Genomic DNA, 15,935 nt, shown 5'->3' with positions numbered 1-15,935 from the left:
CGATGTGGGCCATCTGCTGGGCAGCTCGTCCATCTCGGTGCGCGTCACCGAAGCCGGGCGTGCGCCGGAAATCATTGTTTTCTCCGGCGATATCGGCAATACCCACCAGCCTCTGATCAAGGACCCCGTTACACCGCCTCATGCAGATTACCTGGTTATGGAATCTACCTACGGCGACCGCAGCCATGGCCCGCGGCCAGACTACCTGGGCGAGCTGACCGAGGTGCTGCAGACGACCTTTGACCGGGGCGGCAATGTGGTCATTCCCAGTTTTGCGGTGGGCCGCACCCAGGAACTGCTCTACTTTATCCGGCAGATCAAGGCGGAAGGGCGTATCCATGGCCACGATAATTTCCCGGTTTTTGTGGATAGCCCGCTGGCCAGCAAGTCCACCACCATCTTCCGGGAAAACTTCATGGAATGTTACGATGACGAAGCCATGGCATTGGTCAAAAACGGCGAAAACCCCCTCTGGTTCCCGGGCCTTTGCATCAGCGAGACCAAGGAAGAATCCATGGCCATCAACAGTGATACGACCCCCAAAGTGATCCTTTCGGCTTCGGGTATGTGCGATGCTGGCCGTATCCGCCATCACCTGAAATACAACCTTTGGCGGCCGGAATGCACGGTGCTGTTTGTGGGCTTCCAAAGCTCGGGCACACTGGGCAATGCGTTGCTGGGCGGTGCCAAGGAGGTCAAACTCTTTGGCGATGAGATCCAGGTCAAGGCATCCATCCGCCGGTTGAGCGGGTTGTCCGGCCATGCCGATCAGGAAGGGCTGGCCAACTGGCTGCATGCCTTTGACGAAAAACCGAAATTTGTATTTGTCAACCATGGTGAGGACGCAGTAGCCGACCACTGGGCCCGCCGTCTGCGGGAGGAAGGCTACGACGCAGAAGCGCCCTACAACGCATCGGTTTGGGTGGCGGAAGGCGGCCGGGTTGCCTGTGCCGAAACCGGCAATACCAAAAAGATCGTCAAGACGCCGGGTGTGGCCACTGTGCGCAGCAGCGCTGCCTACGACCGGTTGGTCAATATGGGCAAGCGCCTGATGACGGTGATTCAGCACAACCAGGGCGGTGCCAACAAGGATCTGGCCCGTTTTGCCAGCCAGATTGCCAGCCTGTGCGACAAGTGGGACCGCTGATTATTGGTATATTTTTGCCCTCAAAGGAGGAACGCCGCTTTGTGGCATCCGATCAAACACTATAAAACCATCCATCACCATAAAGTGCTGGTGATGAAAAACTGTTTTCGCTGCGGGTTGTACTGGCAGGGCCTTACCCATGACCTGAGCAAACTGGCGCCGGTGGAGTTTCTGGCCGGTGCCCGGTACTGGCAGGGAACCTGCAGCCCCAACAATGCCCAGCGTAAGGCAGAAGGATACAGCGCGGCCTGGCTGCACCACAAGGGGCGCAACAAGCATCACTTGGAATATTGGATCGACTATGCCCCCGACGGGGACCACGCCATAACCGGTATGCGAATGCCTGCCCGTTATGTGGCCGAAATGGTCTGTGACCGGATTGCCGCCAGCAAAAATTATAAAGGCGCGGCCTATACCGATGCGGCAGCCTGGGACTACTACGACCGCAGTAAAGACCATTATGTTTTGCATCCCGAAACCCGCCGCGAACTGGAAACCTGCCTGCTGATCCTGCGGGACCAGGGCGAGGACGCCTGTTTTGCTTATATCCGCACCCAATTGCTGGGGAAAAAACAATAAAAATCCAGGGGCTGCCTTCTGGCAGCCCTCTTTTTTTGCAAAAATATCGGGTGGGGTGTAAGATTTTGACCTTGGGAACAGTCTGGATAGACAAGAAGCGCTTCCAGAACATACAACAGGGAGGAATCCAAGTGAATGATCGGGATCTGATCCGTCTGCTGCAAAAAGACCCCGACGCCGGTTTGCAGGCGGCTATGCAGGTCTATGCACCGCTGGTCAAGGCGGTGCTGCTGCGTATCCTGCCCCGGGACCCGCGGGTTGTGGAAGAATGTATGGCTGATACCTTTGTGGCTCTATGGCGGTATGCACCCCGCCTGGAGCAGCAAGCAACACCGCTGCGGCCCTGGGTGGCAGTCACGGCCAGGAATAAGGGAATCGACCGTTACCATACTTTGCGCCGGCACACGGCATTATCGCTGGATGCTGAATTGGGAGAAACCATTGGCAAATTGGCGGAATTTGATCGGGCTGCTTCGGAGGCGGCCGACTGGGTAGGCGCTTTGGTAGCCGCCATGGACCCGCCGGACAGGGAAATTTTTCTGCGGAAATATTATCTGCTGCAAAGCAGTAAGGAGATTGCCGCTGCATTGGGCATGGCGGAAAACACCGTCAATACCCGCCTGAGCCGCGGCCGGGAACGGTTGCGCCGTCAACTGCAACAGAAAGGAGTGACCCGTCATGCGTAAATCGGATTATGACCCGTCTTTGCTTCAAGAACTGGACCAACTGGATCTGCCCGCAGCGCCGTTGGATGCTGCCGAATGGGACCGTGTGCTTTCCGCCGCCCGGGGGCAGGTGAACGCCGCCCGACCCTGCCGCCGCACACCCCGACGGGCGCTGCACTGGGTACGGTATACCGCCGCAGCCGCCGCAGCCTGCTTTGTGGTGCTGGGCAGTGTCAACTTTGCCAACCCCGCCCTGGCCGAAAGTCTGCCCCTGGTGGGGAATCTGTTCAGCTGGATCAACCGGGCGGATGACACGCGCCTGCGCAGTGAGCAGCTGAACCAGTACGCCCAAACGGTGGAACAGACCGCTGAAAGTGCCGGCGGCCCCTATGCCATTACCCTGGGCCAGATTTACCGGGACGAGGACTGGATGCGGTTGAGTCTTGTGCTCACCGTGAAGGATGACAGCCTGGCAGGGTTTGATACCATTCGGGCGGACGCCGGTGGTTCCATGCCTGCCGATACCGCCGATGCCTCCGGTGCTTTGGTACTGGAAAACGGTGGTGTCATTCTGGAGGAGGGTTCCGGCTGGTTCACCAGGCAGGATGATCACACCTTTGTAATGGGGCTCAACTATCCGCTGTTCCTCTATGAAGAGTGGGACGGGCCCCTGAGCGGAGAAACCGTTACGATGTATCTCCACGGGCTGGTGGCCTGCAATGTGGAAGTGCTGGAAGAAGAAACCCACGAATGGGGCGGCTCCTACCAGCATCTGGAATATCATGACGAAACCCCGCTGGAAGGGGACTACACCCTGACTTTTACCATTCCTGAACCGGGCACGGAGGGCATCCGTACTTTCATCGGACCGAAAGAAGAAAGCGGTGTCACCCTGCACAGCCTGACCGCTACGCCCGCTGCCGCGAAGCTGGACATCCAGGTGTCCGCAGACGGTAATATCCAGCCCAGGCTGACCACCGAGGATGGCACCCTGCTCAAACCGGAACGGGGCGAAGGGCAGCATGTGGACGAAAATGACAGCAACAGTGATTATCGATGGATCTACTACTTCGACACGGTACCGGAGGATTGCCGGAATGTCACAGTGACGGTGTACAACATTGTGGATTACGAAAAGCCGGATGGTTATGAAGTATTGGCCGAATTTACGGTACCTTTGTCCTGAAGGATTTATTTGCCCGCAGCCTTGCCGCTGCGGGCAAATTTTGTTGACAAAGCGCCCCGCGTGTGATTGAATAGTAACTATTACAACAGACAATTGTGCCTGTATTATAGAAGGTGGAAATTATGGCAGAAGAAAAACGTAAACGGATTCTTTCGGGCATTCAGCCCACCGGCACGCCTACTCTGGGCAACTATATCGGCGCGGTGCGCAACTGGGCCCTGCTGCAGCCGGATTATGACTGCCTGTATATGGTCGCTGACCTGCATGCCCTTACCGTGCGGCAGGTCCCGGCGGAACTGCGCCGCCGCACCAGGGAACTGGCAGCCCTGCTGCTGGCTGTTGGCATCGACCCGGAAAATCATGTCCTGTTTGTGCAGAGCCATGTGCCCGCACACTGTGAACTGTCCTGGATTCTTGCCTGCAACACCCAGTTCGGCGAACTGTCCCGCATGACCCAGTTCAAAGACAAGAGCGCCAAACACCCCGATAACGTCAACGGCGGCCTGTTCACCTATCCGGTCCTCATGGCGGCGGATATCCTGATCTATAACGCCGACCTGGTGCCTGTGGGCCAGGACCAGACCCAGCATCTGGAAATTGCTCGTGTCATTGCCAACCGTTTCAACGGCGTGTATGGCGATACCTTCACCCTGCCCGAAGGTTATGTTTCCAAGGCGGGTGCCAAGATCATGTCCCTGTCCGAACCGACCAAGAAGATGAGCAAGTCCGATACCAACGTGAATTCCTATGTGCTCATGACCGACGATAAGGACACCATTGTGCGCAAGTTCAAGCGCGCAGTCACCGATTCCGACGGACAGGTGCGCTTTGACCGGGAAAACAAACCCGGTGTTTCCAACCTCATGGCCATTTACTCGACCTTTACCGGCAAGACCATGGAGGAGATCGAAGCGGAGTTTGCAGGCAAAGGCTACGGTGATTTCAAACTGGCGGTGGCTGAAACGACCGCCGATGCCCTGGCGCCTGTGCAGGCGGAGTACAACCGTATTCTGGCCGATAAGAGCTATGTGGACGGTGTGCTGAAAGACGGTGCTGCCCGTGCTGCCCGTATTGCCAACCGGACCGTGAGCAAAGTCTACCGCAAGGTGGGTCTGCTGCAGCTGGACAAATAACGCGACCCAGCGCAAAACCCTTGACAAACGGGGTTTAAACCGATATAATATCTAAATTGGTGCGGCTCATTTGCGGGCCGCACAACTTTTACTATCGCAAATATGTTAGGAGAATCGAGCATGGCTAAAGAAGTCGTCATGACCCGTGAGGGCTACCAGAAGCTGGAACAAGATCTGAACGAATTGCGCACCGTCAAACGCAAGGAAGTGGCAGATAAGATCAAGGTTGCGCGTGGTTACGGCGACCTGAGCGAAAATGCCGAATATGACGCTGCCAAGGAAGAGCAGGCAATCGTGGAAGCCCGCATCGCCGATCTGGAGGCTACCCTGAAAGTGGCCCGTATCATCGATGACAGCGAGTTGTCCAACGACACCGTTTCCATTGGTATGCGTGTAAAGATCCTCGCCGAGGGGGATGATCCCGAGGATGCTGAGGAATACGACATCACCGGCTCTACCGAGGCCGATATGAACCTCAACCGTATCAGCGACGAGAGCCCTGTGGGTGCTGCGCTGATCGGGCACAAGGCCGGCGATGAAGTGGATGTGACCCTGCCCAACGGCAACATCATCGTGTACAAGGTGCTGGCCGTTTCGCGCTCGAAGTAAAACAAGGCAGGGGCGGGGAGTACCTGCCCCTGTTCGTCTATGGATAAAGAAAGGAAGATCTCTCATGGAGCAGAACAAGCCCCAGACCGAGCAGGATCTGACCCAGCAGGCGGCTGTGCGCCGCCAGAAGCTGGCCGACCTGCGTGCCGCCGGCAAGGACCCCTTTGTCATCACCAAGTATCCCCAGGATGCCTACTCGGCCGATCTGAAAGCTGAGTTCGCCGATCTGCCCGCCGAGGCGGAAACCGGCAAAACTGTCACCCTGGCAGGCCGTATGATGTCCAAGCGCATCATGGGCAAGGCCAGCTTTGCCCATCTGCGGGACCAGAAAGGTGACATCCAGATCTTCGTCAAGCGGGATCTGCTGGGCGATGAAGCCTATGCTGCTTTCAAAAAGCTGGATATCGGCGACATCATCGGCTGCAAAGGCGAAGTGTTCCGCACCAAAATGGGCGAGATCTCGGTGCGCGTCAATGAGCTGACCCTGCTCTCCAAGAGCCTGCTGCCTCTGCCCGAAAAGTTCCACGGTCTTACCGACCGGGAAGCCCGCTACCGCCAGCGCTATGTGGACCTGATCGTCAACCCTGACGTGAAGGATACCTTCGTCAAGCGCAGCGCTATTCTGCGGGAACTGCGCAGCTATCTGGACGGCAAGGGCTTCCTGGAAGTGGATACCCCCATCCTGACCCCCTTTGAGATCGGTGCTGCGGCCCGGCCTTTCATTACCCATCACAACACCCTGGATATGGACATGGTGCTGCGTATTGAAACCGAGCTCTACCTCAAGCGCCTGATCGTGGGCGGTATGGACCGCGTCTACGAAGTGGGCCGTATCTTCCGTAACGAGGGTATGGACCCCAAGCATAACCCTGAGTTCACCACCATCGAACTGTACCAGGCCTACACCGATTACCACGGCATGATGGACCTGGTGGAAGAAATGATGAAGACCGTTGCCCAGAAGGTCTGCGGCACCCTGCAGATTCCCTACCAGGGCAAAGAGATCGATCTCTCCCACTGGGAGCGCATGACCATGGTGGAAGCGGTCAAGAAGTATTCCGGCGTGGACTTTGACACCGTCAAGACCGACGAGGAAGCGATTGCTCTGGCCAAGGAGCATCATGTGGAACTGCCCGAAATCCCCACCAAGGGTGCGATCGTGGCCGAGTTCTTCGATGCCTTCGTGGAAGAGAACCTGATCCAGCCGACTTTCATCTACGACTACCCCGTAGAGGTCAGCCCGCTGGCCAAGCGCAAGCCCAACGACCCTATGTTCACCGAGCGGTTTGAGTACTTCATCAATGCTACCGAGTTCGGCAATGCCTTCAGCGAACTGAACGATCCCATCGATCAGAAGGGCCGTTTTGAGCGCCAGGTGGCTGAGCGCAAGCAGCTGGACCCCGCCAGCAAGGCACAGGTCGATTACGACTACGTCACCGCACTGGAGTACGGCCTGCCCCCGACGGGCGGCCTGGGCTTCGGCGTGGACCGTCTGGTCATGCTGCTCACCGACTCTGCGTCTATTCGTGACGTTCTGTTGTTCCCCACGATGAAGCCGGTGGACTGATTCAGTAGAAGTCAAACCATCATAAATGTAAAGTAACAGGACCGCCGATATCCAGCGGTCCTGTTTTTATATGGGGCAAGTGGGCAACTAAAATCAAGCGGAAACAGTTGCGGTTTGGTATACTGGGGTACAGGAGGTGGATATCTGTGTATGAATGGTTGAAACATGTTCAGGAATTGGTTGAGGAGATCGATCTGTGCATCCGGAATCAGCAGGATGAGTCTCTTACACTCCATCACTTGGCTGCAAAGTTGGGATATTCGGAATTTTATGTATCAAGAAAATTCAAGGAAATTTCCGGTATGCCGCTTCGGGATTATATGCGCCACAGGAAATTGGCTTTTGCGCAGAAAGACCTCCGGGATACATCTCAAAGTCTTTTGCAAATTGCTTTGCGATATGGTTTTTCTTCCCATGAGGCGTTTACCCGTGCCTTCAAAGAAGCCTACGGTGTTACCCCCAGCGTGTATCGGCGCAACCCGGTGCCGGTGGCGCTGCGTACCGTAATCAAACCGTTTGACTGTTATTTACTGGAGTGTGGTGGGAAAATTGTGCCGGCATCCGCAGGAGAAATCAAAACGTACTTTGTAAAGATTCCCGAACACAAGTTTCTCCATATTCGGAATTATGAGAGTATCGGTTACTTTGATTTCTGGCAGAAACAAAGCACAATTCCCGGCCAGGACTGTGAAACGGTGTGCGGATTGTTGGACAGTATTCCGGGCAAACTGGACGACCTTGGTGGACAGGGAATGGATAGCAGTAGCGGGCAGGTCATGGCGTTTATCAATGAACCGACTGGAAGAATTTGCAGCTGGGGGATTCCCCTGGCGGAAGCGTATGGTGTTCGGCTTCCGGTTACGTATATAGGACCGGTTCCCGCAGGTATGCAGTTGATGACGGTGAAAGCGGGAACGTATCTGGTTTTTGAGCATGGTCCCTTTGATTTTTGCACCGAAAATGCTTTGGTGGAAGCTAAAATGGAAAAAGCAATGAGAGATTTTGATTATACCGCGACCGGTTATAAACTGGACAAAATGCAGGGGCGTGTGTTTTACTTTTACCATGACTGTGCACGTTTCTGGAAATATGTCCGTCCGGTCAGGCGGTGTCGTGCATCAAAAAGAGAAGAATAAAAAGAACCGACCCTGCCTTTCGGCAGAGTCGGTTCCCTTTTGTAAACGGATTCAAAAAATGAGTTATGCCACCACAGCGCCCAGGGCGGAAACACCTGCCAGGCTCAGCGCACCCATGATGCAGCCGGCCAACAGAACGCCGCCCATGCAGGCCAGGACGCTGGATTTGAAATCCATGTCCAGCAGGCTGGCAGCCAGGGTGCCGGTCCAGGCACCGGTGCCCGGCAGGGGGATGCCTACGAAGAGCAGCAGCGCCCAGGGCAGGCCACGGCCGGCCTTTTCCTTCAATTTTTCGCCGCCTTTGTGACCCTTCTTCAGGCAGAAGGTGAAGAACTTGCCGATGACCGGCTTGTCCGCGCCCCATTCCAGCACCTTACGGGCAAAGAAGAAAATAAAGGGGACAGGCAGCATATTGCCGATGATGGCGATGATGTAAACGCTCCACAGGGGCAGACCCAAGCCTACGCCTACCGGAATCGCACCGCGCAGCTCGAGCAGCGGCACCATGGAGATAAAAAAGACATACAGGTGCTTTGTCAGCATCGTGAAACCGCACAGTGTCAAATCTTGTTTATACAGAACAGGCTCTATTATACAGGATAACGGTACGTTTGGCAAGCAAAAAACAACGCAGCTTCATAGGTTGCTTTTGGTGGCTATGCCCAAAAACTGGGGGGATACTTGTGTTTTTTGAAGGGTATGGTATCATAATAAATACGGCTTTTTGCCATATATCCCGATTTTATGGCGGTCCGCCGCCGGAAGGGAAGGCGATTTTTTGACCAAAACGGTAAAACAACGGGTTCTTTGGGCGGTTACGTTGGCGGCTTTGGCCGCTTTTACGGTTGCCATGGCCTGGCTGCATTATCAGCAACTGTGTTCGCCCGGCGGAGGGACTGATCCCTATACATCCGATCTGGGGCAGCATCTGGCTTTTGCGCAAAAGGGAATGGTTTATTCCACCACTTCCTTGCTCATTGGTCCGGCTTATGCGTTGGCGGGGCGTTGGGGCATTGCGTGGCTGTTGGCGTTGTTCCATCTGGCAGCGGTTGTGGTGTTTGCCTGCGGTCTGCGGGAGGCACTGCCTCAGCTGCAGCGTCCGGTCCGGCTGTTGATCAGTCTGGTGGTGTATTTTGCACAGGCTGTGTGGATGCCCCGCGGCGGATACTGGTATCAGGGAACGATTATTGGCACGGTCTACCACAACACCACCTACATTATGCTGGCCCCCTTTGCCTTGCTGGCGGTTTTGGCGTTTTATCGGGCCTGGCGCGGCATGTCCGGTAAACTGGATTTGCGGGCCTGGCTGGTTTATACCCTTTGGCTCACGGTGGCTACCAGCTTTAAAGCCAGTCTGGTCTTTGCTTTTGCACCTGCGCTGCTGGTACTGCTGATTGTTGACCTGGTCCGCACCCGTGGTAAAAACTTCCGGCAGGAGTTCATAATGGGATGCAGTGTTCTGCCCAGTATCGCACTGTGCCTGGTTCAGGCCAACGTTCTGTTTGCCGATGCAGACAGTGGGATGCAGCTGATTTTTACGGTGGATTTTGACCGTCACGCCATGCTGTGGGGACCGTTTAACGAGGCGGGCGTCCTTGGATTGCTGCGGTCTTTCGTGTTTGTGGGGGCTGTGGGCGTTTTGCTTGGCCGTCGCGCATGGAAATCTTTCCGTTATCGGTTCAGCCTGCTGACTTTCTGCATTGCCATGGCAGAGGCGCTGCTGCTGGTAGAAAGCGGTGAGCGGTTGTACCACGCCAATCTCTGGTGGGGCCCGTTTATCTGTTTCTGGGTCTTTTTGCTGGAATCGCTGGCAGTGTGGCTGCGCAGCTGCGCAGACTGGCGCGGCGGGGACCGGGCGGGCCATCTTGGCGTGAGAGTACTGCTCTGCGGCGCGGCGCTGATGTGGCATATCATCAGCGGCATCTGTTTCCTGGTCTTGATGCTGCAGGGAGTATCGTACAATATTCCTATCCAGACGTATCATTTTTTGTTTTTCTGAAAATGAGAGGGCGGCTGCTTCCGGCAGGGAAGCGGCCGCCTTTGCTGTTGCAGGACTTGACAAGGGAATAAGGGTGTGCTATTGTAGGAACGAGGTTAGACGAAACTAACTTCCTCGCAAATCTTTTTCCAGCCCCGGAAAGGAGGGGAGTAGGGGCTTTTGCATAAAGTGATACTGTAACAAAGTGTGAAACCATACTGTTTTTATATGGTATGAAACAAACGGACAAAAAATCAAACATTTGCCCCTTGTGTTTTTTTAGGGATATGGTATTATAGTATCTGCGTCAACACCATATATGGAATAGGAACCATTAGAAGGAGTGCGTTTATGACAGATTTCAAACAGTGGGAAGGCTTTGAAGGCCGCATCTGGAAAGAGGAAGTCAATACTCGTGACTTCATCCAGAAAAACTACAAGCCTTACGACGGCGACGAGAGCTTCCTCGCCGGTCCGACCGAAGCTACCAACAAGCTGTGGGGCGCTTTGCAGGTCCTGCAGAAAGAGGAGCGCGCCAAGGGTGGCGTCCTCGATATGGAAACCGAAGTGGTTTCCGGCCTGACGGCCTACGGCCCCGGTTACATTGATCCGGAACTGAAAGACCTGGAAAAGATCGTTGGTTTGCAGACCGATAAGCCCCTGAAGCGTGCCTTTATGCCTTACGGCGGCATCAAGATGGCGGAACAGGCCTGCACCACCTACGGCTATACGCCCAGCCCCAAGCTGCACGAGATCTTCACCCAGTATACCCGTACCCATAACCAGGCGGTTTTTGATGCCTATACCCCCGAGATGAAGAAGGCCCGCCACAGCCACATCGTCACCGGTCTGCCTGACACCTACGGCCGCGGCCGTATTGTGGGCGACTACCGTCGTGTGGCACTGTACGGTATCGACTTCCTGATCCGGGAAAAGCAGAACGACTTTGCAAACTGCGGCGACGGCACCATGCTGGATGATGTGATCCGTCAGCGCGAAGAGATCGCCCTGCAGATCAACGCCCTCAAGGATATGAAGGCCATGGCTGCCACCTACGGCTATGATATTTCCCAGCCGGCTGCCAACGCCAAGGAAGCGGTCCAGTGGCTGTACTTCGGCTACCTGGCTGCCATCAAGACCCAGAACGGCGCTGCCATGAGCGTGGGCCGTGTGTCCACCTTCCTGGATATCTACATCCAGCGCGACCTGGAGCGCGGCCTGCTCACCGAGACCGAAGCCCAGGAACTCATCGACCATCTGGTCATGAAGTTCCGTATGGTCAAGTTTGCCCGTATTCCCAGCTACAACCAGCTGTTCAGCGGCGACCCCGTCTGGGCCACGCTGGAAGTGGCCGGTATCGGCATGGATGGCCGTTCCATGGTCACCAAGACCGACTTCCGTTTCCTGCACACGCTGGAAAACATGGGCCCCGCACCGGAACCCAACATGACGGTGCTGTATTCTTCCGCCCTGCCCAAGACCTTCAAGGATTACGCCGCCCGCATCTCCATCAAGACCTCCTCGGTCCAGTATGAGAACGACGACGTGATGAAGCCGGTCTGGGGCGACGACTACTCCATCTGCTGCTGCGTGTCTGCTACCCAGACCGGCAAGGAGATGCAGTTCTTCGGTGCCCGTGCCAACCTGGCCAAGTGCCTGCTGTACGCCATCAACGGCGGTGTGGACGAAAAGCTGGGCGAGCAGGTAGGTCCCGCCTATGCACCCATCACCAGCGAATACCTGGATTATGATGAGGTAGTCAAAAAGTATGACGTGATGATGGACTGGCTGGCTGGTCTCTACGTCAACATCCTGAACCTCATCCAGTATATGCACGATAAGTACTACTACGAAGCCGCCGAAATGGCCCTCATCGATACCGATGTGCGCCGTACCTTTGCCACCGGTATTGCAGGCTTCAGCCATGTGGTAGACTCCCTCAGCGCCATCAAGTACGCCAAGGTCAAGTGCATCCGCAACGAGCAGGGCCTGGTCACCGATTACGAGATCGAGGGCGATTTCCCCAAGTACGGCAACGACGATGACCGTGCTGATGATATTGCGGTGAACCTGCTGCGCAGCTTCCTGGAGAAGATCAAGCGCCGCCACACCTACCGCAATTCCGAGCCCACCACCTCCATCCTGACCATCACCTCCAACGTGGTGTACGGCAAGGCCACCGGTGCCATGCCGGACGGCCGCAAGGCATACACTCCGTTTGCCCCGGGCGGCAACCCCAGCTACGGCGCCGAGACCCACGGCCTGCTGGCTTCTCTGAACTCGGTGGCCAAGCTGCCCTATCACTGGGCGCTGGACGGCATCTCCAACACCCAGACCATCAACCCCGATGCGCTGGGCCATGGTGAGCAGGAGCGTGTGGAGAACCTGGTTCAGGTTATGGACGGTTACTTCGATCAGGGCGCACACCATCTGAATGTGAACGTCTTCGGCACCGAGAAGCTGATCGACGCCATGGAACACCCCGAGAAGGAAGAGTACGCCAACTTCACCATCCGTGTTTCCGGCTACGCAGTCAAGTTCATTGACCTGACCCGTGAACAGCAGCTGGACGTGATTGCACGTACCTGCCATAAGGCACTGTAATCCCAGTACCCCACAAAAGAGCTGAAAAAAGATCCGCGGCTGCAGTTGGTGCGGTCGCGGATCTTTTTCTATTGGTGTTTCTGCGCAGGGGCAAACTGCAGTATGCAGGCAACCCCCTTAAAGCGGAAACAAGATTTCATAGCCAAGGAGTTGTGTCATATGTCACAGACCCATCCCGCAACCGGATATATCCATTCTGTCGAAACCTTCGGTCTGGTCGACGGGCCGGGGGTGCGGTATGTTCTTTTTCTGCAGGGCTGCGCCATGCGCTGCCGGTACTGCCATAATCCGGAAACCTGGGCTTTTACCCAGGAAAACGCCAAAACACCGCAGCAGGCATTTGATGCGGCCTGCCGTTACCGGAACTACTGGCGGAATAACGGCGGCCTGACCATCAGCGGCGGGGAACCGTTGCTGCAGATGGACTTTGTCAGCGAGGTATTCCGTCTGGCCCATGCCAAAGGGATTCACACGGCGCTGGATACCAGCGGACAGCCTTTTGCACCGGAGAATGCCGACTGGATGGCACGCTTTGATGCCATGCTGGAAAATACCAGCCTGGTGATTCTGGATCTGAAAGAGATCGATGAAGAAAAGCACAAGGCGCTGACCGGCCACAGCAATCAGAACATTCTGGCTATGGCACAGTATGTGGCCCGGCGCGGTGTACCGCTTTGGGTGCGCCATGTGCTGGTGCCGGGACTGACCGACGATACGGACGGTCTGCGCCGGTTGGATGCCTTTATCAAAACACTGCCCACCGTGCGCCGGGTGGAAGTTTTGCCTTATCACACCCTGGGCTTGTTCAAGTGGCAGAACCTGGGGATTCCCTATTCTCTGGAGGGGGTACGTGTACCCACAGAGGAAGAAGTCAAGCAGGCAGAAGATTTGCTGCATGTGCGGGACTACCCTGATGCGCCGAAAGAGTGATCGGACAAAAAGTTGCACGTTTTTTCGGTAAATTCTCTTGACACAGCACGCCTGATATGGTAAAGTATACTCGTGGTTAGTTAAAGCTAACCATAACCAACATGGAACGCTCACCGGCTTTTGCCTCTCCGGGAGTGGTTCCCGCCAATAACAGGCTGCGCCTCCGTTTCGGGCGTTTTGCTCTGCGCCTTTTTCAGCGGTCCGTTATTGTGTTTCGCCCCACCGTTCTCTGCTCCGGACGGTGGGGCTTTTTGTGTACAAAAAAAGCTGCCGCAAAAGGCGGCAGCGTATAAGTTCAGGAAAATCAATCACGGCGAAGTCGTCCGCCCAGCAGATAGTACCCGGCCCAGTCCAGTTTCCCGTACAGGGGGGAACCGGTGCGTTTGGCTTCCGCCAGGGAATAGATCAGCTGGGTGTTGCGCCAGCGGCAGGGCAGGTAATAGGCACTATAGCAGCGCTCGGTCCGCATCTGGTCCAGCAGGGCCCGCAGCCAGGGGGTGCGCAGCGCCGCGGCGGCTTTGTCGCGCTTGATGCCGGACAGGGGGGCAGGGTCACGGCGCAGGATGTCTGCAACACCCTCGGCAAAAACCGTCAGTTCGGCGCGGTGCAGCTGGCGCATATCTTCAGCAGGGCAGAGCGCGGCCAGACAGGCAGCATTCAGCTTGGCAAAATGCTGCGGCCAGATCTCGCAGTAGTTGGCATGGTATTTGGTGGATAAAGTACCGGTCCGGCTGCAGTCATAAAAGGTAAGCGGACTTTGCAGTACGCAGTAGGCAAAATCGGGAGCCTGAGCGGCCAGTAAGGCAATATAATCCAATACAAATTGTAAATCTTCGCCTAGAGTATACTTTGTGTTGAATTTTACCTGCTGTGCCCAGACGGTTTTGTACAGCTTGTTCCAGGGCATTGCCAGCAGACAGTCCAGCCAAAGCTGAGCAAGGCCGGTGCGGGGACGGGGGTCGGTCTGGTTGTTGACAGGGGCCGCGTCGTCCTCCAAGGTAGTGTAATGCCAGATCACAAAATCATGGGGGGCAGCCTGCTGCGCCTCCAGGGCGGCCTGTAAGGCGCCGGGACGCAGTGCATCATCAGAGTCGAGAAACACTACATATTCGCTGTCGGCGGCTTCCAAACCGGCGTTACGGGCACTGGAAACGCCCCGGCCCTGTTGGTGGATCACCTGCACGCGGTCATCCCGTGCGGCCCATTCATCACACATGGCACCGCTGCGGTCTGGGCCGCCGTCATCTATCAGAATACAGCGGACCCCGCCTTCCACAGTCTGGGAAAGAATACTCTCCACACAGCGGTCCAGCGTTGCTTCGGAGCGGTAAACCGGAACCACCACACAGATTGCCGGGCGGCTCATAGGGCACCTCCGTTCTGCAGGACATCCTGCACAATGCGTACAAATTCCGAATAATACCGTTCTACAGAAAAATCCTGGGCCCGTTTGGAACCGGCAGCACCCATCTGGGCGCACAAAGCCGGGTGTTCATACAGCATGCGGATACTCCAGGCCAGCTGGTCCGCAATATTTTCCCCCCGTTCCACCAGTACAGCCTGGCTGCCTTCCAGGTACTCCGGCATACCGCCGCTGCGGGTAGCCAGCACCGGACGGCCGCAGGCCATTGCTTCCACCGCCACCAGACCGGCCGCTTCCTCTACCAGGGTAGGCACACAGACCAGGTCTGCCAGCCGGTAGTAGTCGGGCAGGTCCTCATTGGGGATATACCCGGTGAACTGTACGCGGTTGCCCAGGGCGCGGGCCTGTTGTTCCAGTTTGCGCAAAAAGCTGCTTTGCTGGGTACGGCCAAAAAATGGGCTGCCCACGATCAGCAGTTTGATGCGGGGAACCGGCAGCAGTGCCAGGGCTTCCATCAGCTTGTGGATGCCTTTGTCGGGGTCCAGCCGCCCGCAGAACAGCACCACAAAATCCTGGGCGCCAAAGCCCAGGCGAGTGCGCAGGGCCAGCGGCGGCGGGCCAGGGCAGAAGCGTTTGGTATCCACGCAGTTATACCAGATATAAGCACGCCGGGGGTCCAGCGTGCTGGTTTTCAGGTAATCATCACGGATAAACTCGCTCAAGGCCAGAATACCGCCGTATATGGTATCCATCACGGGGCTGCAGGAGGTCTGCCCGTGAAGATGGGCCAGGCAGCGCCGTTTGCCGAACATCCGGCTGATGGCACTGCACTGAGTCAGGTTGCCGCCTTCGGCCACGATCAGATCGGGTCCGGGCGGTTCCAACGCCAGGGATAGCTGTACTTTCTGATACCACGGGTCGTAGGGGGCAGCAATGCCCAGGCAACGCTCCACAAAGACCATCGGCCAGTACCGGCGGTGACCATGGGGGCGCGCAATGAAGAGCATCTTGGTGTGCTTCAACCCTTCGGCGGCACGG

General features: G+C 56.4%; 14 protein-coding genes. 11 read left to right on the top strand and 3 right to left on the bottom strand.

Features of this window, described 5'->3' with window-relative positions; all coding sequences use genetic code 11:
* The 8 genes from H6B10_RS05740 to H6B10_RS05705 all read left to right on the top strand — a co-directional run.
* Positions 1–1,147: MBL fold metallo-hydrolase RNA specificity domain-containing protein (locus H6B10_RS05740; RefSeq protein WP_204650611.1), on the top strand; the 1,147-nt coding region annotated here is incomplete at its 5' end.
* A gap of 39 nt (positions 1,148–1,186) precedes the next feature.
* A complete protein-coding gene (locus H6B10_RS05735) occupies positions 1,187–1,726 on the top strand; it encodes a DUF5662 family protein (RefSeq protein ID WP_275951053.1) in 540 nt (179 codons plus the stop codon).
* A 131-nt stretch (positions 1,727–1,857) separates the two neighbouring features.
* Positions 1,858–2,412 carry a sigma-70 family RNA polymerase sigma factor gene (locus H6B10_RS05730; protein ID WP_204650609.1) on the top strand — a complete coding sequence of 185 codons (555 nt, stop codon included), beginning with the start codon at positions 1,858–1,860 and terminating at the stop codon, positions 2,410–2,412.
* Positions 2,405–3,577 carry a DUF4179 domain-containing protein gene (locus H6B10_RS05725; RefSeq protein WP_204650607.1) on the top strand — a complete coding sequence of 391 codons (1,173 nt, stop codon included), beginning with the start codon at positions 2,405–2,407 and terminating at the stop codon, positions 3,575–3,577. The genes H6B10_RS05730 and H6B10_RS05725 overlap by 8 nt, the downstream gene beginning before the upstream one ends.
* 122 nt (positions 3,578–3,699) lie before the next feature.
* On the top strand, positions 3,700–4,710 hold the full coding sequence (gene trpS / locus H6B10_RS05720; RefSeq protein WP_204650605.1) for a tryptophan--tRNA ligase: 1,011 nt from the start codon (positions 3,700–3,702) through the stop codon (positions 4,708–4,710).
* A 120-nt stretch (positions 4,711–4,830) separates the two neighbouring features.
* Positions 4,831–5,319: a transcription elongation factor GreA gene (gene greA / locus H6B10_RS05715; RefSeq protein WP_204650603.1), complete on the top strand. Its 489-nt coding sequence runs from the start codon at positions 4,831–4,833 to the stop codon at positions 5,317–5,319.
* A gap of 64 nt (positions 5,320–5,383) precedes the next feature.
* Complete coding sequence (lysS, locus tag H6B10_RS05710; protein ID WP_204650601.1) at positions 5,384–6,886, top strand: lysine--tRNA ligase; 1,503 nt, start codon at positions 5,384–5,386, stop codon at positions 6,884–6,886.
* Between the two features lie 146 nt (positions 6,887–7,032).
* Entirely contained in the window at positions 7,033–8,022 is a 990-nt protein-coding gene (locus H6B10_RS05705) for a helix-turn-helix domain-containing protein (RefSeq protein ID WP_204650600.1), read from the top strand.
* A gap of 63 nt (positions 8,023–8,085) precedes the next feature.
* Here H6B10_RS05705 and H6B10_RS05700 read toward each other — a convergent pair whose 3' ends face one another.
* Positions 8,086–8,565 carry a COG2426 family protein gene (locus tag H6B10_RS05700; protein WP_204650598.1) on the bottom strand — a complete coding sequence of 160 codons (480 nt, stop codon included), beginning with the start codon at positions 8,563–8,565 and terminating at the stop codon, positions 8,086–8,088.
* Between the two features lie 235 nt (positions 8,566–8,800).
* On the opposite strand from H6B10_RS05700, the gene H6B10_RS05695 reads away from it, so the two are divergent.
* The 3 genes from H6B10_RS05695 (at position 8,801) to pflA (ending at position 13,534) form a co-directional block, all read left to right on the top strand.
* Positions 8,801–10,021 (top strand): hypothetical protein, encoded by a 1,221-nt coding sequence (locus H6B10_RS05695; RefSeq protein WP_243427273.1) that lies wholly within the window; start codon positions 8,801–8,803, stop codon positions 10,019–10,021.
* A gap of 330 nt (positions 10,022–10,351) precedes the next feature.
* On the top strand, positions 10,352–12,604 hold the full coding sequence (pflB, locus tag H6B10_RS05690; RefSeq protein ID WP_204650595.1) for a formate C-acetyltransferase: 2,253 nt from the start codon (positions 10,352–10,354) through the stop codon (positions 12,602–12,604).
* 159 nt (positions 12,605–12,763) lie between these two features.
* Complete coding sequence (pflA, locus tag H6B10_RS05685) at positions 12,764–13,534, top strand: pyruvate formate-lyase-activating protein (RefSeq protein ID WP_204650594.1); 771 nt, start codon at positions 12,764–12,766, stop codon at positions 13,532–13,534.
* A gap of 304 nt (positions 13,535–13,838) precedes the next feature.
* Here pflA and H6B10_RS05680 read toward each other — a convergent pair whose 3' ends face one another.
* Together H6B10_RS05680 and H6B10_RS05675 are read right to left on the bottom strand one after the other, a co-directional pair.
* On the bottom strand, positions 13,839–14,900 hold the full coding sequence (locus H6B10_RS05680; protein WP_204650593.1) for a glycosyltransferase family 2 protein: 1,062 nt from the start codon (positions 14,898–14,900) through the stop codon (positions 13,839–13,841).
* On the bottom strand, positions 14,897–15,935 hold a 1,039-nt coding region (locus tag H6B10_RS05675), incomplete at its 5' end, for a glycosyltransferase family 4 protein (protein WP_204650592.1). The genes H6B10_RS05675 and H6B10_RS05680, both read right to left, overlap by 4 nt.

It is taken from the genome of Gemmiger formicilis (assembly GCF_016901605.1).
Classification (GTDB): Bacteria; Bacillota; Clostridia; order Oscillospirales; family Ruminococcaceae; genus Gemmiger; species Gemmiger formicilis_B.
The sequence above is the reverse complement of the archived record's forward strand: the minus strand, read 5'-3'. Positions and strand labels throughout refer to the sequence as shown.

Bases quoted from the DNA above. Each gene is read 5' to 3' on its own strand.
- H6B10_RS05725 (WP_204650607.1), top strand. From the start codon at position 2,405: ATGCGTAAATCGGATTATGACCCGTCTTTGCTTCAAGAACTGGACCAA.
- trpS (WP_204650605.1), top strand. From the start codon at position 3,700: ATGGCAGAAGAAAAACGTAAACGGATTCTTTCGGGCATTCAGCCCACC.
- greA (WP_204650603.1), top strand. From the start codon at position 4,831: ATGGCTAAAGAAGTCGTCATGACCCGTGAGGGCTACCAGAAGCTGGAA.
- lysS (WP_204650601.1), top strand. From the start codon at position 5,384: ATGGAGCAGAACAAGCCCCAGACCGAGCAGGATCTGACCCAGCAGGCG.
- H6B10_RS05700 (WP_204650598.1), bottom strand. From the start codon at position 8,565: ATGCTGACAAAGCACCTGTATGTCTTTTTTATCTCCATGGTGCCGCTG.
- pflB (WP_204650595.1), top strand. From the start codon at position 10,352: ATGACAGATTTCAAACAGTGGGAAGGCTTTGAAGGCCGCATCTGGAAA.
- pflA (WP_204650594.1), top strand. From the start codon at position 12,764: ATGTCACAGACCCATCCCGCAACCGGATATATCCATTCTGTCGAAACC.
- H6B10_RS05680 (WP_204650593.1), bottom strand. From the start codon at position 14,900: ATGAGCCGCCCGGCAATCTGTGTGGTGGTTCCGGTTTACCGCTCCGAA.